Source organism: Streptomyces sp. NPDC059787 (assembly GCF_042732315.1).
GTDB lineage: Bacteria > Actinomycetota > Actinomycetes > Streptomycetales > Streptomycetaceae > Streptomyces > Streptomyces atrovirens.
Genome location: NZ_JBHWHX010000062.1, coordinates 1 through 18,207 on the forward strand (window position 1 = coordinate 1; position 18,207 = coordinate 18,207).

Annotated in this window: 18 protein-coding genes and 1 pseudogene; 10 read left to right on the forward strand and 9 right to left on the reverse strand. The window is 72.7% G+C overall.

Annotated elements, in window-relative coordinates:
- Window positions 1-95: 95 nt before the first annotated feature.
- Complete coding sequence (locus tag ACFV5H_RS34135; protein WP_385198651.1) at window positions 96-518, reverse strand: hypothetical protein; 423 nt, start codon at window positions 516-518, stop codon at window positions 96-98.
- An 8-nt stretch (window positions 519-526) separates the two neighbouring features.
- Window positions 527-1,786, reverse strand: coding sequence for a molybdopterin-dependent oxidoreductase (locus ACFV5H_RS34140; protein ID WP_385198652.1), 1,260 nt, complete (start codon window positions 1,784-1,786; stop codon window positions 527-529).
- Between the two features lie 113 nt (window positions 1,787-1,899).
- On the opposite strand from ACFV5H_RS34140, the gene ACFV5H_RS34145 reads away from it, so the two are divergent.
- Window positions 1,900-3,225 carry a hypothetical protein gene (locus tag ACFV5H_RS34145; RefSeq protein ID WP_385057227.1) on the forward strand — a complete coding sequence of 442 codons (1,326 nt, stop codon included), beginning with the start codon at window positions 1,900-1,902 and terminating at the stop codon, window positions 3,223-3,225.
- An 18-nt stretch (window positions 3,226-3,243) separates the two neighbouring features.
- Here the strand turns inward: ACFV5H_RS34145 and msrB are convergent, their stop codons facing one another.
- From msrB to ACFV5H_RS34165, 4 genes are all read right to left on the reverse strand, one after another.
- Window positions 3,244-3,651: a peptide-methionine (R)-S-oxide reductase MsrB gene (msrB, locus tag ACFV5H_RS34150; RefSeq protein WP_385198653.1), complete on the reverse strand. Its 408-nt coding sequence runs from the start codon at window positions 3,649-3,651 to the stop codon at window positions 3,244-3,246.
- Between the two features lie 14 nt (window positions 3,652-3,665).
- Window positions 3,666-5,054, reverse strand: a complete 1,389-nt coding sequence (gene murC, locus ACFV5H_RS34155; protein ID WP_385198655.1) for a UDP-N-acetylmuramate--L-alanine ligase — start codon at window positions 5,052-5,054, stop codon at window positions 3,666-3,668.
- An 80-nt stretch (window positions 5,055-5,134) separates the two neighbouring features.
- On the reverse strand, window positions 5,135-5,608 hold the full coding sequence (locus tag ACFV5H_RS34160; protein ID WP_385198657.1) for an indole-3-glycerol phosphate synthase: 474 nt from the start codon (window positions 5,606-5,608) through the stop codon (window positions 5,135-5,137).
- A 207-nt stretch (window positions 5,609-5,815) separates the two neighbouring features.
- Entirely contained in the window at window positions 5,816-6,592 is a 777-nt protein-coding gene (locus ACFV5H_RS34165) for a pyrimidine reductase family protein (protein ID WP_385057220.1), read from the reverse strand.
- Window positions 6,593-6,897: 305 nt separating this feature from the next.
- On the opposite strand from ACFV5H_RS34165, the gene zapE reads away from it, so the two are divergent.
- The 5 genes from zapE (at window position 6,898) to ACFV5H_RS34190 (ending at window position 12,954) form a co-directional block, all read left to right on the forward strand.
- Window positions 6,898-7,989, forward strand: a complete 1,092-nt coding sequence (gene zapE / locus ACFV5H_RS34170; RefSeq protein WP_385057218.1) for a cell division protein ZapE — start codon at window positions 6,898-6,900, stop codon at window positions 7,987-7,989.
- A 377-nt stretch (window positions 7,990-8,366) separates the two neighbouring features.
- Window positions 8,367-8,948 carry a carbonic anhydrase gene (locus ACFV5H_RS34175; RefSeq protein ID WP_385057216.1) on the forward strand — a complete coding sequence of 194 codons (582 nt, stop codon included), beginning with the start codon at window positions 8,367-8,369 and terminating at the stop codon, window positions 8,946-8,948.
- Entirely contained in the window at window positions 8,945-10,423 is a 1,479-nt protein-coding gene (locus tag ACFV5H_RS34180) for a SulP family inorganic anion transporter (protein WP_385057215.1), read from the forward strand. Before ACFV5H_RS34175 ends, ACFV5H_RS34180 begins: the two co-directional genes overlap by 4 nt.
- Before the next feature lie 212 nt (window positions 10,424-10,635).
- Complete coding sequence (locus ACFV5H_RS34185) at window positions 10,636-11,457, forward strand: slipin family protein (RefSeq protein WP_385057079.1); 822 nt, start codon at window positions 10,636-10,638, stop codon at window positions 11,455-11,457.
- Window positions 11,458-11,547: 90 nt separating this feature from the next.
- A complete protein-coding gene (locus ACFV5H_RS34190) occupies window positions 11,548-12,954 on the forward strand; it encodes a PhoX family protein (RefSeq protein ID WP_385198659.1) in 1,407 nt (468 codons plus the stop codon).
- A gap of 56 nt (window positions 12,955-13,010) precedes the next feature.
- On the opposite strand, the pseudogene ACFV5H_RS34195 reads toward ACFV5H_RS34190, so the two are convergent.
- The 3 genes and pseudogenes from ACFV5H_RS34195 to ACFV5H_RS34205 all read right to left on the reverse strand — a co-directional run.
- Window positions 13,011-13,379 (reverse strand): annotated as a pseudogene (locus tag ACFV5H_RS34195) (zinc ribbon domain-containing protein); the annotation flags it as partial.
- Between the two features lie 52 nt (window positions 13,380-13,431).
- Window positions 13,432-13,917, reverse strand: coding sequence for an SRPBCC domain-containing protein (locus tag ACFV5H_RS34200; RefSeq protein ID WP_385057076.1), 486 nt, complete (start codon window positions 13,915-13,917; stop codon window positions 13,432-13,434).
- Complete coding sequence (locus ACFV5H_RS34205) at window positions 13,914-14,336, reverse strand: ArsR/SmtB family transcription factor (RefSeq protein ID WP_385198660.1); 423 nt, start codon at window positions 14,334-14,336, stop codon at window positions 13,914-13,916. The genes ACFV5H_RS34200 and ACFV5H_RS34205 overlap by 4 nt, the downstream gene beginning before the upstream one ends.
- An 86-nt stretch (window positions 14,337-14,422) precedes the next feature.
- Here ACFV5H_RS34205 and ACFV5H_RS34210 point away from each other — a divergent pair, with 86 nt between their 5' ends.
- The 4 genes from ACFV5H_RS34210 (at window position 14,423) to ACFV5H_RS34225 (ending at window position 18,020) form a co-directional block, all read left to right on the forward strand.
- Window positions 14,423-15,946: an FAD-dependent oxidoreductase gene (locus tag ACFV5H_RS34210; RefSeq protein WP_385198661.1), complete on the forward strand. Its 1,524-nt coding sequence runs from the start codon at window positions 14,423-14,425 to the stop codon at window positions 15,944-15,946.
- A 239-nt stretch (window positions 15,947-16,185) separates the two neighbouring features.
- A complete protein-coding gene (locus ACFV5H_RS34215) occupies window positions 16,186-17,031 on the forward strand; it encodes a polysaccharide deacetylase family protein (protein WP_385057068.1) in 846 nt (281 codons plus the stop codon).
- A 53-nt stretch (window positions 17,032-17,084) separates the two neighbouring features.
- Window positions 17,085-17,270: a hypothetical protein gene (locus ACFV5H_RS34220; RefSeq protein WP_344556576.1), complete on the forward strand. Its 186-nt coding sequence runs from the start codon at window positions 17,085-17,087 to the stop codon at window positions 17,268-17,270.
- A gap of 33 nt (window positions 17,271-17,303) precedes the next feature.
- Entirely contained in the window at window positions 17,304-18,020 is a 717-nt protein-coding gene (locus ACFV5H_RS34225) for an aminoacyl-tRNA hydrolase (protein WP_385057065.1), read from the forward strand.
- The last annotated feature ends 187 nt before the right edge of the window (window positions 18,021-18,207 follow it).

The window sequence follows — 18,207 nt, forward strand, 5'->3', positions numbered from 1 at the left end:
GCTGACTTCCAGCCCCTCCGGCGTTTGAGGAGCGGGGTCCGGGGCGGAGCCCCGGGTTCGGGACGGGAAGGGGCGGCGGGGGCGAAGAACTCAGGTCAGGCGCCATCGGCCGACGGACGCCCCCTCCCGCCCCGCACCGCGAACACCACCGCCGACCCTCCGAACAGCACGGCCGTGACGACCAGCCACCGCACCGCGTACCCGTCCGCGGACAGCCCCGCGACGCCGGCGTAACGCTCCGACACCCGCCCACTGATCAGCGGAAACCACACGAGCAGCAGCAGCCCGGACAGGGCGGCCGGCACCCGTACGTAGTTGACCCACCCCCTCCGCCGCCCCCGCCCCGCCCCCTTCACCAGCACACGGTCGGCCGCCGCGTACAACGGCAGCAGCACCAGGTCATGGACCACCGCCGCCCCCACGAACCACAGCGCGACCATGACCCAGTCACCGTCGAGCAACCGCACCCCCGCGTAAGCGCAGAGGACGAACGAGCAGAGCAGCACGAACAGCTTCACAGGTCGCCTCACAGTTCACCGAAGGTCAGCCGGGCGACCCACTTGGTGTCGAGCACACCGGGCGCCGCGGGCACGATGATCCGGGCCGGATACCCGTGATCGGCGGTCAGTTCCTCGCCGTTGACGAACAGGGCGAGCAGAGAACGCGGGTCGGCGACCTGATTGGCCCGCAGCGCGCCGTGCCGGAACGCACCGCGGCGCTGCAGCGACTCCACGAACACGTCCACCGGCTCCTCATGCCCGGCGAGCGCCGCGAGGTCCCGCAGCCGTACGCCCCGCCACCACTGGTCGGAGGTGGACCAGCCCTCCACACAGGCGATGGGCAGGGACACGCTGTGCAGCGGCATGCCGAGCAGCTCGGCCCGGTCGAGCCGTACGGTGCCGGAACGCCCGGTGACGACCAGCCGCCACGCCTCCTCCGTCGTCTCGGCGGGACGGATCCCGGCGTACGCGGCCGTCTTGTTGATCTGGAAGCCCGCCGGTCCACCGCTCGGTTCGGGACCGCCGTGCGGGGTGAGGACGGCCGTCTCGCGCAGCGGTCCGTCGAAACTGCGCCCGGCGGAGGTGACGAGCATCAGCAGCGAGCCGCCGCCGACCAGCCCGAGCGCGCCGCGCCGCGAGACGGTCGGCGGATCGGGACGCGGAGCCACCAGCCCGTCCGCGTCCTCACCGCCCCCTTCCCGCATCCTCCGCAGGTTCCGGACCGCCGCCGGCGCCTTCAGCGCCACGTGGGCGGCGAACGCGCCGAAGAACACCCATGCGCCGTAGAAGTGCAGCGGATAGAAGGAGCCGGGGAAGACGTAGTCGAGCTGGATGTTGAGGATGCCCGTGACGAACTCGAACAACGCCCCGCCGACCAGGAACAGCAGCGAGATCCGCTCCAGGGCGTGGGTGAGCGAGCGGGCCGGCGGCAGGGTGAACAGCCTGGGCACCACCGACCAGAGCTTGGCCAGCAGCACCGGCACGAGCACCAGGCCGAGCGTGACGTGGACGCCCTGCGTGAGCCGGTACAGCCACGGCGGGTCGGTGGGCCAGGAGAAGAGGTAGAAGCCGAGGATCCCCTTGCCGGGTGTCTTGTCGTTCACCGGCGCGAGATCCGGGTTGTACGCGGCGTACGACAGCAGTCCCGTCACGAACAGGATCGTGACGCCGGCGAGGAGGACGACCCCGAGCACCGAGGTGAACCAGGGACCGCGCAGCGGGCTGCGCCAGAAGTCCGGCGCGAACGGGCCGCGCGCGAGGCGGGTGGAGAGGGAGGACCGAGGCATGTGCCGACCGTAGGTCCGCACCACCCCTCGAAAGGGTGCGGAAGCGATGACGAAACGCTGACATCCCCCCTGGCCGGCCGCTCGCCACCGTTCCCCCGGCCTAGCGTGACGACGTGAACCGCGATCTCTCCCGTGCCACGGCCCGTGACCTCTCGGCGGTCCTGGCCGCCGCACTGCTCGTCCTGGCCGCCGTACTGATCGGCGCCCGGCTCGAGGACCGCCACGGCACGCTCCGGGTGGGCTGGCCGCCGCTGCTGGCCGACTGGGCGCCGCACGCCGGCCCGGGCACTCCGGCCGCGCTGGTCGTCGCCGCCACCGTGGTGGCGTACGGCCCTCCCCTGGCCGCCGGGCTGTCCTGGCGACGCCTGCTACCGGCCACGTGGGCGGCGTCCCTGGCGTGGACCTGGTCCCTCGCCCTCGTCGACGGCTGGTTCCGGGGCGTCGCCGAGCAGCTGACCACCACCCACGAGTATCTGCGGGCCGTCGACCGCTTCCGGGACGTCCCCGCCGCCCTGCGGGACTTCGACGCGCACATCCTGCTCGGCAGCCCCGACAACTGGCCCGCCCACGTCGCCGGGCACCCGCCGGGCGCCACCCTCACCTTCGTCCTCCTCGACCGGATCGGACTGGGCGGCGGAGGGTGGGCGGGCGCCTTCGTCATCGTCACCGGCACCACGGCGGCGGTCGCGGTCCTGATCGCCGTACGCCGGCTCGCCGACGAGTCGCTCGCCCGCCGCGCGGCACCCTTCCTGGTCCTGGCTCCGGCGGCGGTGTGGGTGGGCACGTCCGCCGACGGCTGCTTCACGGCGGTCGCCGCCTGGGCCGTCGCCCTGCTCGCCCTCGCCGTGACGGGACACCGCCCGGCCTGGACGGGCCTCGGCTCGGGACTGCTGTCCGGGCTCACCGTGTACCTGTCGTACGGGCTCACCCTGTTCGCGGTGATCGGCGCGGCCGTCCTGCTGCTGGGGACGCGGCGGCTGCGGGTACTGCCGTACGTGATCGCCGGATTCCTGGTCGTGCCGGTGGTGTTCGCCGTGCTGGGCTTCGACTGGTGGGAGGCGTACCGGCTGCTCGTCACCCGCTACCACCAGGGCGCGGGCGGGGTACGGCCGTACGGGTACTGGGTGTGGGCCAACCTCGCGTGCGCGGTGCTGATCACCGGCCCGGCGACGGTGGCCGGGCTGCGCAGGGGCGGGGGCGCACTCATCAGGGACCGGGGCGCCGGGGCCCGCCTGGCGCTGCTCGCGGGATCCGCGCTCCTCGCGCTGCTGATCGCCGATCTGTCGGGGATGAGCAAGGCGGAGACGGAACGCATCTGGCTGCCCTTCGCCTTCTGGCTGCTCCCCGCCGCCGCCTTCCTGCCCGGCCCGCGCGCCTGGCTCGCCGCACAGGCCGTCCTCGCGCTGCTCCTCAACCACCTGCTGCTCACCGGCTGGTGAGCAGCAGGTGCGTACGGATCAGCCCTCGGCGGGCTGCAGCGTCAGCGAGATGCTGTTGATGCAGTACCGCTGGTCCGTGGGCGTCGCGTACCCCTCACCCTCGAACACGTGCCCAAGGTGCGAACCGCACCGCGCACACCGCACCTCGGTGCGCACCATTCCGTGCGACCGGTCCTCGATCAGCTCCACGGCGTCGGTGTCCTTCGGGTCGTAGAAGGACGGCCAGCCGCAGTGCGACTCGAACTTGGTGGTCGAGGTGAACAGTTCGGCGCCGCAGGCGCGACAGGAGTAGACGCCCTTGGTCCTGGTGTCGGTGTACTCGCCGGTGAAGGCGGGTTCCGTGGCCGCCTGGCGCAGGACGGCGTACTCGGACGGGGACAGTTCCGCGCGCCACTGCTCGTCCGGCTTCTCCACGTCGTACGGCATGAGCTTCCAGCCCCTTACTTCGACAGACGGTCCAGGATCCGCGGGCCGAGGTCGGTGACGTCGCCCGCTCCCATGGTGAGAACGAGATCACCGGGCTTCGCCATTCCCGCGATCGCCTCGGGGATCTCCGCCTTGTCGTGGACGGCGGTGACGTCCGCGCCGGCCGCCCGGGCCGCCTCGATGATCAGCTCGCTGGTGACGCCGGGGATCGGGTCCTCGCGGGCCGGGTAGATGTCCAGCACCACCGAGGCGTCGGCCAGGGACAGGGACCGGCCCATCTCCTTGCCCAGCTCGCGGGTGCGGGAGAAGAGGTGCGGCTGGAAGACGACGAGGATGCGCGCGTCCCCGGCGGCGGCGCGCATCGCCTCCAGGTCGGCGGTCATCTCGGTCGGGTGGTGCGCGTAGGAGTCGACGACCTGCACGCCGGCGGCCTCGCCCTTGAGCTGGAGGCGCCGCTTCACGCCGGTGTACGCGGCGAGCGCCGGGGCCAGCTCGGCGGCCGGGACGCCGAGCGCCACGCCGGCGGCGAGCGCGGCGACCGCGTTGTGCGCGTAGTGCCGGCCGGGGACGGACACGGTGAAGGTGAGCGGGGCGCCGTCGAGCTCGACGGTCACCTCGCTCTTCAGTCCCTGCGGGACGACGGACAGCACCCGCACGTCGGCGTCCGCCGACTCGCCGTACGTCACGGTCCGCACCGAGCCGTCCAGCCGCCGGGTCAGCTCGCGGGCGCCCTCGTGGTCGGCGGAGATCACCAGCGTGCCGCCGGGCACGATCCGGCCGACGAACGTCTCGAAGGACTCGTGGATCTCCTCCATGGAGGCGTAGTTGGCGTGGTGGTCCAGCTCCACGTTGAGGATGATCGCGACCTCGGGCGCGTACTTGTGGAAGCTGCGGTCCGACTCGTCGGCCTCGGCGACGAAGATCTCGCCCGCGCCGTGCAGCGCGTTGGAGCCGGGGGCGTCCAGGTCGCCGCCGATCGCGTACGACGGCTCGCGGCCCAGCGCGGTGAGGGAGACGGCAAGCATGGAGGTGGTGGTGGTCTTGCCGTGGGTGCCGGCCACCGCGATGGGGCGCAGGCCGTCCATCAGGGCGGCGAGGGCGTCGGAGCGGTGCACCACCGGGATGCCCAGCTCGGCCGCGCGGACCAGTTCGGGGTTGTCCTCGCGGATCGCGGAGGAGACGACCACGCAGCCGGCGTCGTCGGCGAGGTGCTCGGCGGCGTGGCCGATGTGGACGGTGACGCCGAGGGCGCGCAGGGCGTCGGCGGTCGCGGAGTCCTTGGCGTCGCTGCCGGCCACCTTCGCGCCGCGCTGGGCGAGGATCTTGGCGATGCCCGACATCCCGGCGCCGCCGATGCCGATGAAGTGCGGTCGGTCCATGGCGGTAGGAAGGCCGGGTGCCATGCGTGTTCTCCCAGTGGTGCGACGAGCGGGACGGCGGTCTTCGCGCTCTCGCGGGAGAGCCGGGAGAGCGCCGCCCCAGCCTATGCCTTGCTGTGGGAGAAGAGTTTCAGCACCGGCACCCCGACCTTGTGCCGGGCCCGGGAGGCCCAGTCGCGGTGGAAGAACTCCTCCACGTAGTGCGGGTCGGTCAGGACGATCACCTCGTCCGCCCCGACCTCCTCCACCACGGCCTTCAGCGCGTCCAGGGGGTGGTCCTCGACGAGGCGGCCGTCCGCCGTGTCGCCGGTGGCGCGCAGGGCCTGCAGGGACACCTCCAGGGCCCGCTCCCCCATGCTCTGGGCCTCCTCGCCCTCGGGGGTCTCGCCCTCGCGGACGGCCTCGTCGAGCTCGCCGAGCGCGACGTCGTCGATGGCTCTCAGCAGCCGGTCGGCCTGTTCGCCGCGCGGCTGGAGCAGCACGTGGAAGGAGACCGGCTCGTCGCCGTGCAAGGTGGTGACGAACTCCACGTCGGCGGACGTCAGGGCCTTCTCGATCATCAGTACGCTGGTGAACACCAGGCGCCCCTTCTCCTCGGAGGACCCTAGGGCCCCTCTCTGCTCCGTGGGCCCGGCCAGGCCCTGCGGAAACCCTTCTGCCCCGTGTTCGCACGGGTACTGCCGGATTCAGTGTCGTCCCTTCCCGCACCGGCCGGACGGATGCGTTCCGCCGATCACCGGACAAGCGGCCACCATCGGGCGCCCCCGCGGACACGGTCTCGGACGTCAGGACCGCTGGTATCGCGTGAACAGGAAACCGTCCTCCTCCAGCATCGACTTCAGCGCGAAACGCCGCGGAAGTGTTACGGACGGTCCACCGGCGATGCGCTGCGCGTCACCGGCGGTGAGCATCGGCGAGACGGTCAGACAGAGCTCGTCCAGCGCTCCGGCCGCCACCAACTGGCCCAGCAGCCTCGGTCCGCCCTCGGTCAGCAGCCGGGTGTGTCCGAGGTCCGCGAGGGCCCGCACAGCCCGGGCGGGGTCCACCGCTCCCCCCTCCCCGGCGGTGATCACCCGGGCGCCCGCCTTCTCGGCGGCGGCCATCCGGTCCGGGGCGGCCCCGGAGCCGGTCAGCAGCAGCGTGGGCACCAGGGGGGAGGTGAACAGCGGCAGCGAGAAGTCCAGGTCCAGGCTCGCCGTCACCACCGCGATCACGGGCGCGGGCCCCTGTCCGGCGGCCTCCCGCGCGGCCGCGAACTCGTCACGCGCGCGTGCCGGACGGTAGCCCTCCTGCCGTACCGTCTGCGCGCCGACGACCACGACGTCGGCGAGCGCCCGCAGCGTGCCGAAGATCCGCATGTCGGCCGGGCAGGAGATGGGCTGCGAACGGCCGTCGTGCTGGGCGGCCCCGTCGAGGGTGGACACCATGTTGGCCCGCAGCCACGGCTCCCGCCCGCCGGGCCCCGGCTCGGGGTAGGCGTACGCGGCGGCGAGCTCGGCGAGGCTCCACTCACGAGCCGCTGTCTCGTCGGTCACGTCGGTCACAGGGAACAGGCGTCGCATGTCAGGCAGTGTTCCACGCCCTTGGGTCCTGTCGTCGGATCCCCGTCGTCCGCCCGAAGGGCGGGCCCCGCGGCGGCGATGGGGGTGCCCCCGCGCGAGCTCGGTTCGAGCGTGGGGGAGCGTGCGATCGCAAGGCGCCGGAGCGTCCTCGATGGGGGTCCCCCCCGCTCGAGCGAAGCCGAGAGTGGGGGAGGAGCCACGTGGGCGGTTCGGCAACGCGGCTGGGGGTCCCCCCTCCGGGGGAGTGCGTGCCAGGCGTCGCGGGGCAGACGGGGATCCGACGACAGGGCCTAACATGGGGGACCGTGTCGTCCTCCTCCCCCGCCTCCCGTCCCGGTCCGATAACCGACGTGGCCCCGCTGTCGCTGTGCGCCCGTGAGCCGCACGTGCCCGCGGACCGGCTCGTCGCCGAGATGGTGCCGCCGCCGCGGTTCGACTCGGTCCGCTTCGGCACCTACATCCCGGACCCGAACCAGCCGAGCCAGACCGAGGCCGTGCGCGTCCTCGAGGGTTTCGCGGCCGGCCTCGACGGGGCGGCGGCCGGTGACTCGGGCCGGCGCAGGCTGTTCGGCTTCGGCAAGGCGCCGAGGAAGGCCCCGGCCGGTCCGCGCGGCGTCTACCTCGACGGCGGCTACGGCGTCGGCAAGACCCACCTGCTGGCCTCCCTGTGGCACGCCACCCCGGCCGAGCCCGCGCTCAAGGCGTTCGGCACCTTCGTGGAGCTGACCAACCTGGTCGGCGCCCTCGGCTTCCAGCAGACCGTGAAGACCCTCTCCGGGCACCGCCTGCTGTGCATCGACGAGTTCGAGCTGGACGACCCGGGCGACACCGTGCTCGTCTCCACCCTGCTCGGCAAGCTGGTCGAGGCCGGTGTCGCGCTCGCCGCCACCTCCAACACGCTGCCGGGCAAGCTCGGCGAGGGCCGGTTCGCCGCCGCCGACTTCCTGCGCGAGATCCAGGGCCTGTCGGCCCACTTCCGCGCCCTGCGCATCGACGGTGAGGACTACCGCCACCGGGGTCTGCCCGAGGCGCCGGCGCCGTACTCCGACGAGCGGGTGACGCGGACGGCGCACGCCACCGAGGGCGCCTCGCTCGACGCCTTCCCCGACCTGCTGGAGCATCTCGCGCGGGTCCACCCCAGCCGCTACGGCGCCCTGACCGACGGGCTCCGCGCGGTGTGCCTCACCGGTGTGCGTCCGGTGCCGGACCAGTCGACCGCACTCCGGCTCGTCGTCCTCGCGGACCGGCTCTACGACCGTGAGGTGCCCGTACTCGCCTCGGGACTGCCGTTCGACCAGCTGTTCAGCGAGGAGATGCTGAAGGGCGGCTACCGCAAGAAGTACTTCCGGGCGATCTCGCGGCTCACCGCGCTGGCCCGCGACGCGGGATCCCTCTGATCACGGGACCCTTCTGATCAAGGGCGGGTTCACGCCAACACACCCTTTCTTTTCAGGCTCTCTCCGCCACGAAACATCGAGTTAACCCTGCAAACGACTTTGCGGGGTTAACGTGTTTCTTGACCAACCATTGACCAAGCGTTGGTGTGCGGAAGGGGCGCGAACCGCCTTGTCGCACACGCGTGTCCCGAGGTCCGGCGACCGCGGCCACACCCCGGCCCCTTGCCGTCGCTTTACCTTCGCTTCACTTCTTCGCATTTCCCTCACCCTTCACACCCGCGTACACATTGCGTGAGGCAAGGGCCATGGATCAGCGGAGTCCGACCTTTGTCATGCCCGTCCGACGCGCCCCCACGCGCGCCAGGAGGTATCACCAGATGCAGCCCCTCATCGACAACGCCCGCACGTTCGGACAGCGCCCTGAGGAGTTCGCCCGCCTCGCCGAGGGTCAATCCCCCGACGTCCTGTTCATCACCTGCTCCGACTCCAGGGTCGTACCGGCCCTGATCACGGGCGCCCGGCCCGGCGAGCTCTTCGAGCTGCGCACCGCGGGCAACATCGTCCCGCCGTACACCCCCGGACGCCCCACCTCCGAGGCGGCCACCGTCGAGTACGCCGTGGGGGTCCTCGGCGTCACGGACATCGTGGTCTGCGGCCACTCCCACTGCGGGGCCATCGGCGCGCTGGTGCGCGGCGACGACCTGGACGCCGTGCCCGCCGTGCGCGACTGGCTGGCGCACGCCGCCGACGAGCCGGCGTCGGCCGACGCCGCGGACCCGGCCTGCGCGGAGGCGGTCCAGCACCACGTCCTGGCCCAGCTGTTGCGGCTGCGCTCGTACCCGTGCGTCGAGCAGCGGCTGGCCTCGGGCCGGCTCCGGCTGCGCGGCTGGTACTACGAGGTGCACACCGGAGCCGTACGCGAACACCGCGCGGACACCGACGCGTTCGAGGCGCTGTGAGCACCACCGTGTCGAAGTTCCCCCATCTGCGGCAGGACTTCGCCGCCTCGCTCGTCGTGTTCCTCGTCGCGCTCCCGCTGTGCGTGGGCGTCGCCGTCGCCTCCGGTGTCCCGGCCGAACTCGGCCTGGTCACCGGCATCGTGGGCGGACTGGTCACCGGTCTGCTGCCGGGCAGCAGCCTTCAGGTGTCCGGTCCGGCCGCCGGGCTGACCGTGCTGGTCTTCGAAGCCGTCGACACCTACGGGCTGCCCGCGCTCGGCGTGATCGTGCTGGCCGCCGGGCTGCTCCAGCTCGCCATGGGCGCGCTGCGGCTCGGACGCTGGTTCCGCGCGATATCCGTCTCGGTGGTCGAGGGCATGCTGGCCGGCATCGGTCTCGTACTCATCGCGGGCCAGCTGTACGCGGCGGCCGGGCTGACGGCGCCCGCCTCCGGCGTCGACAAGATCCTCGGGCTGCCCGGGGCGGCCGTGGACGCGCTCGGCAGCACCGAGGCGCTCGCCTCGCTCGCGGTCGGCGCGGGCACCGTCGCCGTGATGGTGCTGTGGCGCCGGATGCCGGGACCGGCCGGGGTCGTACCGGGTGCGCTGGCGGCGGTCCTGCTGGCGACGGCGGTCACCCTGGCGTTCGGCGTGCCCGTCGCGACGGTCGAGGTGCAGGGCCTGCTCGACGCCGTCCAGCCGCCCGGCGCGGACGCGTTCGGCTCCCTGGGCGTCGGCGTCCTCGGCACGATCGTCGCGTTCACCCTGATCGCCTCCGCCGAGAGCCTGTTCAGCGCCGCCGCGGTGGACCGGCTGCACGACGGTCCGCGCACCCGGTACGACAAGGAGCTGATGGCGCAGGGCGCGGGCAACACGGTCTGCGGGGTCCTCGGCGCACTGCCGATGACCGCGGTCATCGTGCGCAGCTCGGCCAATGTCCGGGCGGGCGCCAGGACCAAGGCGTCCCGGGTGCTGCACGGCGTATGGCTGCTGCTGTTCGCCGCGCTGCTGCCGTCCGCGCTGGCGCTGATCCCGCTGCCCGCGCTGGCCGGCATCCTGGTCCACGCCGGCTGGAAGCTGATCCCGTTCCGCGCCCTGGTCGCACTCTGGCGGGGTCACCGGGGCGAGGCGCTGATCCTGGTGGTCACCGCCGTGTCGATCGTCACGGTGAACATGTTCGAGGGTGTGCTGATCGGTCTGGCCCTGTCGGTCGCCAAGACGGCCTGGGAGGCCTCGCAGGCGAAGCTGGAGGTCGTGGACAAGGGCGCGGGCCCCATCCAGGTGCACCTGTCGGGCAACGCGACCTTCCTGCGCCTCCCGAAGATCCTGGACACCCTGGAGTCCCTCCCCCAGGACCGCCCCGTCGAACTGGACCTCACCGCCCTCCACCACGTGGACCACGCCTGCCACACGGCCCTGAAGAACTGGTCCGAACGCCACAGCACCCCGGGCACACCCCCGGTGAAACTCACGGAAACGCCGGTCACGATCCTCTAGGGGCGCGGGGCCGTGCCGACATGCGGCTCCGCCGCGTGGGCGCGAACGGGGGTCCGGGGGCGAAGCCCCCGGGGACGGGAAGGGAAGGGGCGGCGGGGGCGAAAAACCCCGCCGCCCAGCCCCCGGGCCCCCGGCATGGCCCCGCACCGACCACCGGGCATATCGTTGCGAATGCAGCCACAAGCACACAGACCTCTGAACGGGAGGTCACCATGGTCGAGGAACTGCTCACCGCGGCCGCCGGCACCGCCGCAGCCACCGCCGCCTACCTCCTCGCAGCAGCCCGAGTCGTCAAACAGTACGAACGCGGAGTCGTCTTCCGCCTCGGCCGCCTGCGCGGCACCACACGCCCACCCGGCTTCACCCTCGTCGTCCCCGGCGTGGACCACCTGCGCAAGGTCAACCTGCAGATCGTCACGATGCCGATCCCCGCCCAGGAGGGCATCACCCGCGACAACGTCACCGTCCGGGTCGACGCGGTCGTCTACTTCAAGGTCGTCGACGCGGCGGCGGCCGTCATCAACGTCGAGGACTACCGCTTCGCCGTCTCCCAGATGGCCCAGACCTCACTGCGGTCGATCATCGGCAAGAGCGACCTCGACGACCTGCTGTCCAACCGCGAGAAACTGAACCAGGGCCTGGAGCTGATGATCGACAGCCCCGCGATCGGCTGGGGCGTGCAGATCGACCGCGTCGAGATCAAGGACGTGTCCCTGCCCGACACGATGAAGCGGTCCATGGCCCGCCAGGCCGAGGCCGACCGCGAACGCCGGGCCCGCGTCATCAACGCCGACGCCGAACTCCAGGCGTCCAAGAAACTCGCCGAGGCGGCCCAGGAGATGTCGGAGACCCCCTCCGCCCTCCAGCTCCGCCTGCTGCAGACCATCGTCGCCGTCGCCGCCGAGAAGAACTCCACCCTCGTCCTGCCCTTCCCCGTCGAACTCCTCCGCTTCCTCGAACGCGCCCAGCAGCCCGCACCGGATCACATGGCGGAGGCCCGCCCGGAGCCCGACGGTCCGCGCCCCGAGCCGTGACACGAGCTACGCGCGTGGTTCCCGTGACCCGCACCAGGTGATAGACACGGCTGGGTCACAGTTCCTGTCCGCCAGCAGGAAGGTTTCCCCATGTCAGAAACCGGGTCCACCACCGGGTCCACGACCGGCTCCCCCACGACACGACGTCAGGTGCTCGCCCGTTCCGGCGCCCTCGGCATCGGCATCGCCTTCACCGGCGCCCTCTCCGAACTCTTCACCGGCACCGCCGCCGCCCGGAACCTCGGCCACAGCGGCTACGGCCCCCTGGTCCCCGACCCCGACGGACTGCTCGACCTGCCGAAGGGCTTCCGCTACGAGGTCCTCTCCCGCGAGGGCGACCCGCTGCGCTCCGGCGAGGGCCCGGTCCCCTCCAACCACGACGGCATGGCCGCCTTCGCCGGCCGCCACGGCCGTACCCACCTGGTCCGCAACCACGAGAACCGCGCGAGCGGCAGAGTCCCCGTCCCGGTGATCGACGGCCTGACCTACGACCCGGAGGGCAAGGGCGGCTGTACGGCGCTCACCCTGGACCACCACGGCCGGGTGCTGTCGGAACGGGTCGCGATCGCCGGTACGGCGGTGAACTGCGCGGGCGGACCGACCCCCTGGGACACCTGGCTGACCTGCGAGGAGACCGAGGACAAGGCCGGCACCAACGGCTACACCAAGGACCACGGCTACATCTTCGAGGTCGACGGCGCCGACCCGCGCCGCACGGGCGCCGTACCGCTGACCGCGATGGGCCGCTTCCAGCACGAGGCGATCGCCGTGGACCCGAAGCGGGGCGTGGTCTACGAGACCGAGGACGCCTTCGAACGGCCCTTCGGCCTCTTCTACCGCTTCCTGCCGGAGAAACCCCTCGGCGGCACCGGTTCGCTGCGCGCGGGCGGCCGGCTCCAGGCGATGCGGGTGCCCGGGGTGCCCGACCTGTCCTCGATCCAGGACATCGGTGCCCGCTTCGACGGCATCGAGTGGGTGGACGTACCGGATCCGCAGGCCACCCGGACGCCCATCCGTCACCAGGACTTCGGCCCGAGGGGCATCACCCACGCGCAGAAGCTGGAGGGCTGCTACTGGGGCGGACGCTCGGTCTACTTCGTCTCGTCCTTCGCCCGCAGCGCCGAGGGTTCGGCGGCCGACCACTACGGCCAGATCTGGCGCTACGACCCGGACCGGCGCCGCCTCACCCTGGTGATCGTCTTCGGCCCGGACACCGACGTCCAGCTGCCCGGCGAGTCGCCGGACAACATCTGCCTCGCGCCCAGCGGCGGCCTGATGGTGTGCGAGGACGGCGGAGGCGCCCAGCACGTCTACGGCGTCACACGGCGGGGCGAGGTCTACGCGATGGCGCGCGGACGTCAGAACATCGGGACGGCCGAGGAACCGGAGTGGGGCGAGTTCGCCGGAGTCACCTTCTCCCCGGACGGCCGCACGATGTACGTCAACTGCTACACGCCCGGCACGACGTTCGCCGTGACGGGCCCGTGGCGCGGTTGACTTGCTCTCCCTCCTGAAGGAGGGGGATTCTGGCCTGCTCGCCCGGTACTGTGCCGCTACGCGGCACGGGTGTCGGGCGGGCTTCCATGGCTTCCCGTTTCTTCGCGCTGTGCCGGGATCGCTCCTGGTCTTACCGGCGCTCCGCAGGCCGATACCGCCAGTCCGGCGGCCGTCTTGACGTTGATCGCGGCGTTGTGGTCCCGGTCGTGGACGGTGCCGCAGGCGCTGCAGGTCCATTCCCGTACGTTGAGGGGTTTGGGGCCGTCGCGGTGCCCGCGGGTGGAGCACACCTGGCTGGTGGGCTCGAACCGTCCCACCTTCACGAAGGTGCGGCCGTACCGTTGCGCTTTGTATTCCAGCATGCTGGTGAACGATGCCCACCCGGCGTCGTGCACGGACTTGGCCAGCCTGGTGCGGGACAGTCCCACATGACGACCGGGGCGGAAAGTGGTTCACCTCTCCGCCCCGGCGCGGGGTTCAGCCCGCGAGAACGGCATCCATCTGGCCGACGGCCTGGCTCATCCCCTCCACCATGCCCATCTCGGCGAGCTGCTCCATCTGCTCGCGGGTGTCGAAGACGGACCGCAGTTCCATCCGGGTGCCGCCCTCGAGCGCGGTGAGCGTCATCCGTACCGAGGTGGTCGGCATCTCGGGGTTCGGCTTGCCCTCCTGGTCGGAGAAGCCGTCGGTGAACTCGAGGGCGGTCGGCGGCGTGACCGAGGAGACCCGCCACCAGCCGCCGTACTTCTCGCCCTCCGGGCCGGTCATCCAGTACTTCATGCCGCCTCCGGGCGTCAGGTCGTACTCCTCGAAGGTCGCCGGGTAGCTCGGCGGGCCCCACCAGCGCTCCAGCAGCCGCGGGTCGGCCCACAGCCGCCACACCCGCTCCACGGAAGCGGTGAAGTCGGCGGTGAGGGTGAGCGTCAGACGGTCGACGTCCTTGTCCACGCTGGTGACAGTCATCTGTCCGGTCCTTCCGTCGTGTTCTCGTCCGTGTCCTCGTCGTGGGCCGGGGCTCCGGAGGCACCGGTCCCGGCGCCCTCCGTCAGCAGACCGGTCATCCGGTCCACCCGCGCCCGCCAGGCCGTCTCCAGTTCGTCCAGGGCCCGCCGCGCCCGGCCCACCGCATCGGGATCGGTGCGCACGAGCCGCTCCCGTCCGCGTCGCTCCTTGGTGACCAGACCGGCCCGCTCCAGCACCGTGACGTGTTTCTGCACCGCGGCGAAGCTCATCGGGTATGCCGCGGCCAGACGTGACACGGACAGCTCACCCAGGACACAGCGACGGAGTATGTCGCGCCGCGTCGCGTCGGCCAGGGCGTGGAACAGCCGGTCCACGGTTTCGTCGGTCCCGCCGGTCCTGTCGATCCCATCTACAACCATTTGGTTGTACGTTAGTCCCGTCCCGGTCGCCCCGCAAGAGGAGCGCCCGCACGGTGAACCGTCCGGACCGGGGTACCCGGCGCCGCATGACGGAGATGCAGCAGGCAGGCGGCTCGTACTGGCTCCAGACCGCACCGGGCGGCCGGCACCCCGCACTGGCCGGGGACCTCGATGTCGACGTGGCCGTGATCGGCGCGGGCATCGCCGGCCTGTGCACCGCCCGGGAGCTGGCGCGGGCCGGGAAGAGCGTCGCGGTGCTGGAGGCCGGACGGGTCGCGGCCGGCGTCACCGGACACACCACGGCCAAGGTCACCGCCCTGCACACGCTGGTCTACGACAAGCTGCGCCGCACCCGGGGCAGCGAGGGCGCGCGGCTGTACGCCCGTTCGCAGTCCGAGGCGATCGAGCACACCGCCCGGGTCGTGGAGGAGCTCGGCGTCGACTGCGAGTGGGAGCGCCGCAGCGCGTACACCTACGTCCGTGACGCGGACCGGGTGGAGGAGCTGCGCGCGGAGGCCGGGGCGGCGCGGGAGGCGGGCCTGCCGGCCTCCTTCGTGACGGAGACCGGTCTGCCGTTCCCGGTGGCGGGCGCCGTCGAGGTGACGGACCAGGTGCAGTTCCATCCGCGCAAGTACCTGCTGGCCCTCGCGGACGACATCGTCGCGCACGGCGGGCGCATCCACGAGGACACCACCGTCCTCGGCCTGGAGGAGGGCACGCCGTGCCGTCTGTCGACGGCGGCCGGGGCGACGGTGACGGCCCGGGACGTCGTGGTCGCCACCCACTACCCGGTCTTCGACCGGGCGCTGCTGTTCACCCGCCTCTCCCCGCGCCGCGAACTGGTCGTCGCCGGGCCGCTCCCGGCCGGCCGGGATCCGGGCGGGATGTACATCACCCCGGAGGAGAACACCCGCTCGGTGCGCACGGCCCCCTACGGCGAGGACGGCACCCGCCGCCTCCTGGTGGTCACCGGTGAGCACTTCACGCCGGGCACGGGCGACACGCGGGCCCTCTTCGACCGTCTCTCCGCGTGGGCCCGCACGCACTTCCCCGACGTGGAGCTCACCCACTCCTGGGCCACGCAGGACAACGATCCCACCGACACCGTGCCGCTGGTCGGCCCGCTGCACCCGGGCGCCCGGCACACCTACGTCGCCACCGGTTTCGGCGGCTGGGGCATGAGCGGCGGCATGATGGCGGGCCTGCTGCTCACCGCGCAGATCACCGGCCGGGAGTGCGCATGGAGCGGGCTGTACGACCCGCGCCGGCTGGCCTCCGCGGTACGTGAGGCGCCGTCCTTCCTCAAGCACCAGGCGCAGGTGGCCCGGCACTTCGTCGGTGACCGGCTGCGCCCGGCCCCGCCGGCGGAGGCGCTGCCGCCGGGCGAGGGCGCCGTGGTCCGCACGGAGGGCGGCCGGCTCGCGGTCTACCGCGACGACGACGGCGCCCTGCACGCCGTCTCCGCCCGCTGTACCCACATGGGCTGCCTGGTGGACTTCAACGCCGCCGAACGCGCCTGGGAGTGCCCCTGCCACGGCTCCCGCTTCGACACCGACGGCAAGGTCGTCCAGGGCCCGGCGACGCGGCCGCTGGAGCGGCGCGACATCTGAGGGGCGTCGGTGCGGGACGGGGAGTGTCGCGCAGCCCGGCGCTTGCGGGGTGCCTCCCCCGGAGGGGCACCCCCGGCCCACCCGTGCCGCCAGGGGCACCTCCCAGGCCCTTGAGGCACTGTGGGAGGCACGGCTGCCCGCGGGAACGCGGGGAGCGTGCCGCGCCCAACCGGGTGACACCGGGCGGACTTTCCGGGACGACAAGAGGAATGCCATAAAGCCGCTCATATTGTCATACGGTGATCACTCTCGTACGTCGAGCAGCCGCCGTATGCGTCCTGGCCACCGCGCTCGCCGCCTGCGCCACCACCCGCCCCGCCCAGCAGCAGGCACCCCGACCCGCGCCCTCCGCACCCTCGTCCCCCTCGGCCCCTCCCACGCTCGCCCCGGGCCCGTCCGGCCTGACCCCGGTCTTCCGCAACGGCCCGCGCGCCGGCGACCGGACGGTCGCCCTCACCTTCGACGCCGACATGACCGCCGACCAGGGCCCGAGGGCCGCGGCGGGCGAGCACTTCGACCACCCTCGGCTCATCGCCGCCCTGCGCGCGCTGAAGGTGCCGGCCACGGTGTTCATGACGGGCCGCTGGGCCGAGGAGTACCCGGACCAGGCCCGCTCCATCGGCCGGGACCCGCTCTTCGAGGTCGCCAACCACTCCTACAGCCACTACGCGTTCACCGGTGACTGCTACGGCCTGCCGGCCGTCTCCGCCGGCCGGATGCGGACGGACGTGGAACGGGCGTACGCGGCGTTCCGGAAGGTGGGCGTGCCCGATCCGAAGCCGTACTTCCGCTTCCCCGGCGGCTGCTACGACCGTGCGGCGCTCAAGGCGCTGACCCCGGCCGGGGTGACGGCCGTGCAGTGGGACGTGGTCGGCGGCGACGCGTTCGCCACGGACGCGGAGGCGGTGGCCCGGCAGGTCCTGGAGGGCGTACGCCCCGGCTCGGTGGTCGTCCTGCACTGCACCCGCAGCGCGGCCCCGACGACGGAACGGGCGGTACGGAGCATCGTCCCGGAGCTGCGCCGCCGGGGTTACCGCTTCGTGAAGGTCTCCGAACTGATCGCGGCGGCGAACGGCCGGGGCTGAACCGCCCCGCGCCGGAGCCCCCCCCCCCGCGCCGGAGTCCCTACGCTGGAGTCATGAGCGACACCGACAACGACTACTGCCTGATCGACGTCACCCGGCCGCCCAGGGCCGACGGCCCGCCGTACGCGGCGTGCGTGCTGTGCCAGGAGCCGACGGAGTACCCGGAGTCGTACAAGGGCATCACGCTGTGCCCGGTCTGCGAATGGCGCGAGGCGGAACGCACGTCCTGCTCGGGCTGACGGCACTCCCGCACGGGTTGGCACACTGGCCCCGTGAGCGATAACCGGACCCCTGCCGCCGACAGCCCCTTCCGCCCCGACCCGGGCGCCCGCGACGAGGCACCCCAGTTCGTCCTGCCCCTGGTGGTCCGCATCGAGCGGGCGGCGCCCCCGGCCCGTACGGACGCCCTGGAGACGGCGGCCCGCGCGGTGCTGGTGATGCTGACCGACGAGCGCTCGGTCGGCGAGGGCGAGTGGGCGCGGGCGGTGCGCGACTGGCAGGACGCCCGCATCCGCAAGGTGGTGCGCCGGGCACGCGGCGCGGAGTGGCGCCGCGCGGAGGCCCTCCCGGGGATCACGGTCACCGGCAAGTCGGCGGAGGTCCGCGTCTTCCCGCCCGTCCCCCTGGACGGCTGGCCCAAGGACCTGGCCCGCCTCCAGGTCTCCGGCACCGACCTCGACGACCCCGACCCCGTGTCCCCGGCGGACCCGGCGGCCCCCGTCCTCTGGCTGAACCCCACCCTCGGCATGTCGGCCGGCAAGGCCATGGCCCAGGCGGGCCACGCCGCCCAACTGGCCTGGTGGGAACTCCCGGACGAGGCCCGCGCCGCCTGGCAGGCCACCGGCTTCCCCCTCGCCGTCCGCACCGCCGACCCCGCCCACTGGCCCGCCCTGACGGCCGGCGGCCTCCCCACGGTCCGCGACGCGGGCTTCACGGAGATCGCCCCGGGCTCGTGCACGGTGGTGGCGGACCATCCGGCCCTGCGGTGACACGGTGGGGGGTGAGCGGGGCCGGCCTGTCACACCGAGGTGTCAGCGCGCACGCGCAGGACCCCGCCGTCCGACCGGTCCGGCATCCCCGGCCTTCGCCGCCGCGGACCGGGGAGCCCGGCCGTACCGCTCCGTGCGGCAGCGGTCGGGAGGCGCGTCCCGGGCTGTGGCGAACCCCGTGGACGAA

Coding starts and splice junctions, on each gene's coding strand:
- ACFV5H_RS34140 (WP_385198652.1), bottom strand. CDS start 1,786: ATGCCTCGGTCCTCCCTCTCCACCCGCCTCGCGCGCGGCCCGTTCGCG.
- msrB (WP_385198653.1), bottom strand. CDS start 3,651: ATGCCGTACGACGTGGAGAAGCCGGACGAGCAGTGGCGCGCGGAACTG.
- murC (WP_385198655.1), bottom strand. CDS start 5,054: ATGGCACCCGGCCTTCCTACCGCCATGGACCGACCGCACTTCATCGGC.
- ACFV5H_RS34165 (WP_385057220.1), bottom strand. CDS start 6,592: ATGCGACGCCTGTTCCCTGTGACCGACGTGACCGACGAGACAGCGGCT.
- ACFV5H_RS34175 (WP_385057216.1), top strand. CDS start 8,367: ATGCAGCCCCTCATCGACAACGCCCGCACGTTCGGACAGCGCCCTGAG.
- ACFV5H_RS34185 (WP_385057079.1), top strand. CDS start 10,636: ATGGTCGAGGAACTGCTCACCGCGGCCGCCGGCACCGCCGCAGCCACC.
- ACFV5H_RS34190 (WP_385198659.1), top strand. CDS start 11,548: ATGTCAGAAACCGGGTCCACCACCGGGTCCACGACCGGCTCCCCCACG.
- ACFV5H_RS34200 (WP_385057076.1), bottom strand. CDS start 13,917: ATGACTGTCACCAGCGTGGACAAGGACGTCGACCGTCTGACGCTCACC.
- ACFV5H_RS34205 (WP_385198660.1), bottom strand. CDS start 14,336: ATGGTTGTAGATGGGATCGACAGGACCGGCGGGACCGACGAAACCGTG.
- ACFV5H_RS34210 (WP_385198661.1), top strand. CDS start 14,423: ATGACGGAGATGCAGCAGGCAGGCGGCTCGTACTGGCTCCAGACCGCA.
- ACFV5H_RS34220 (WP_344556576.1), top strand. CDS start 17,085: ATGAGCGACACCGACAACGACTACTGCCTGATCGACGTCACCCGGCCG.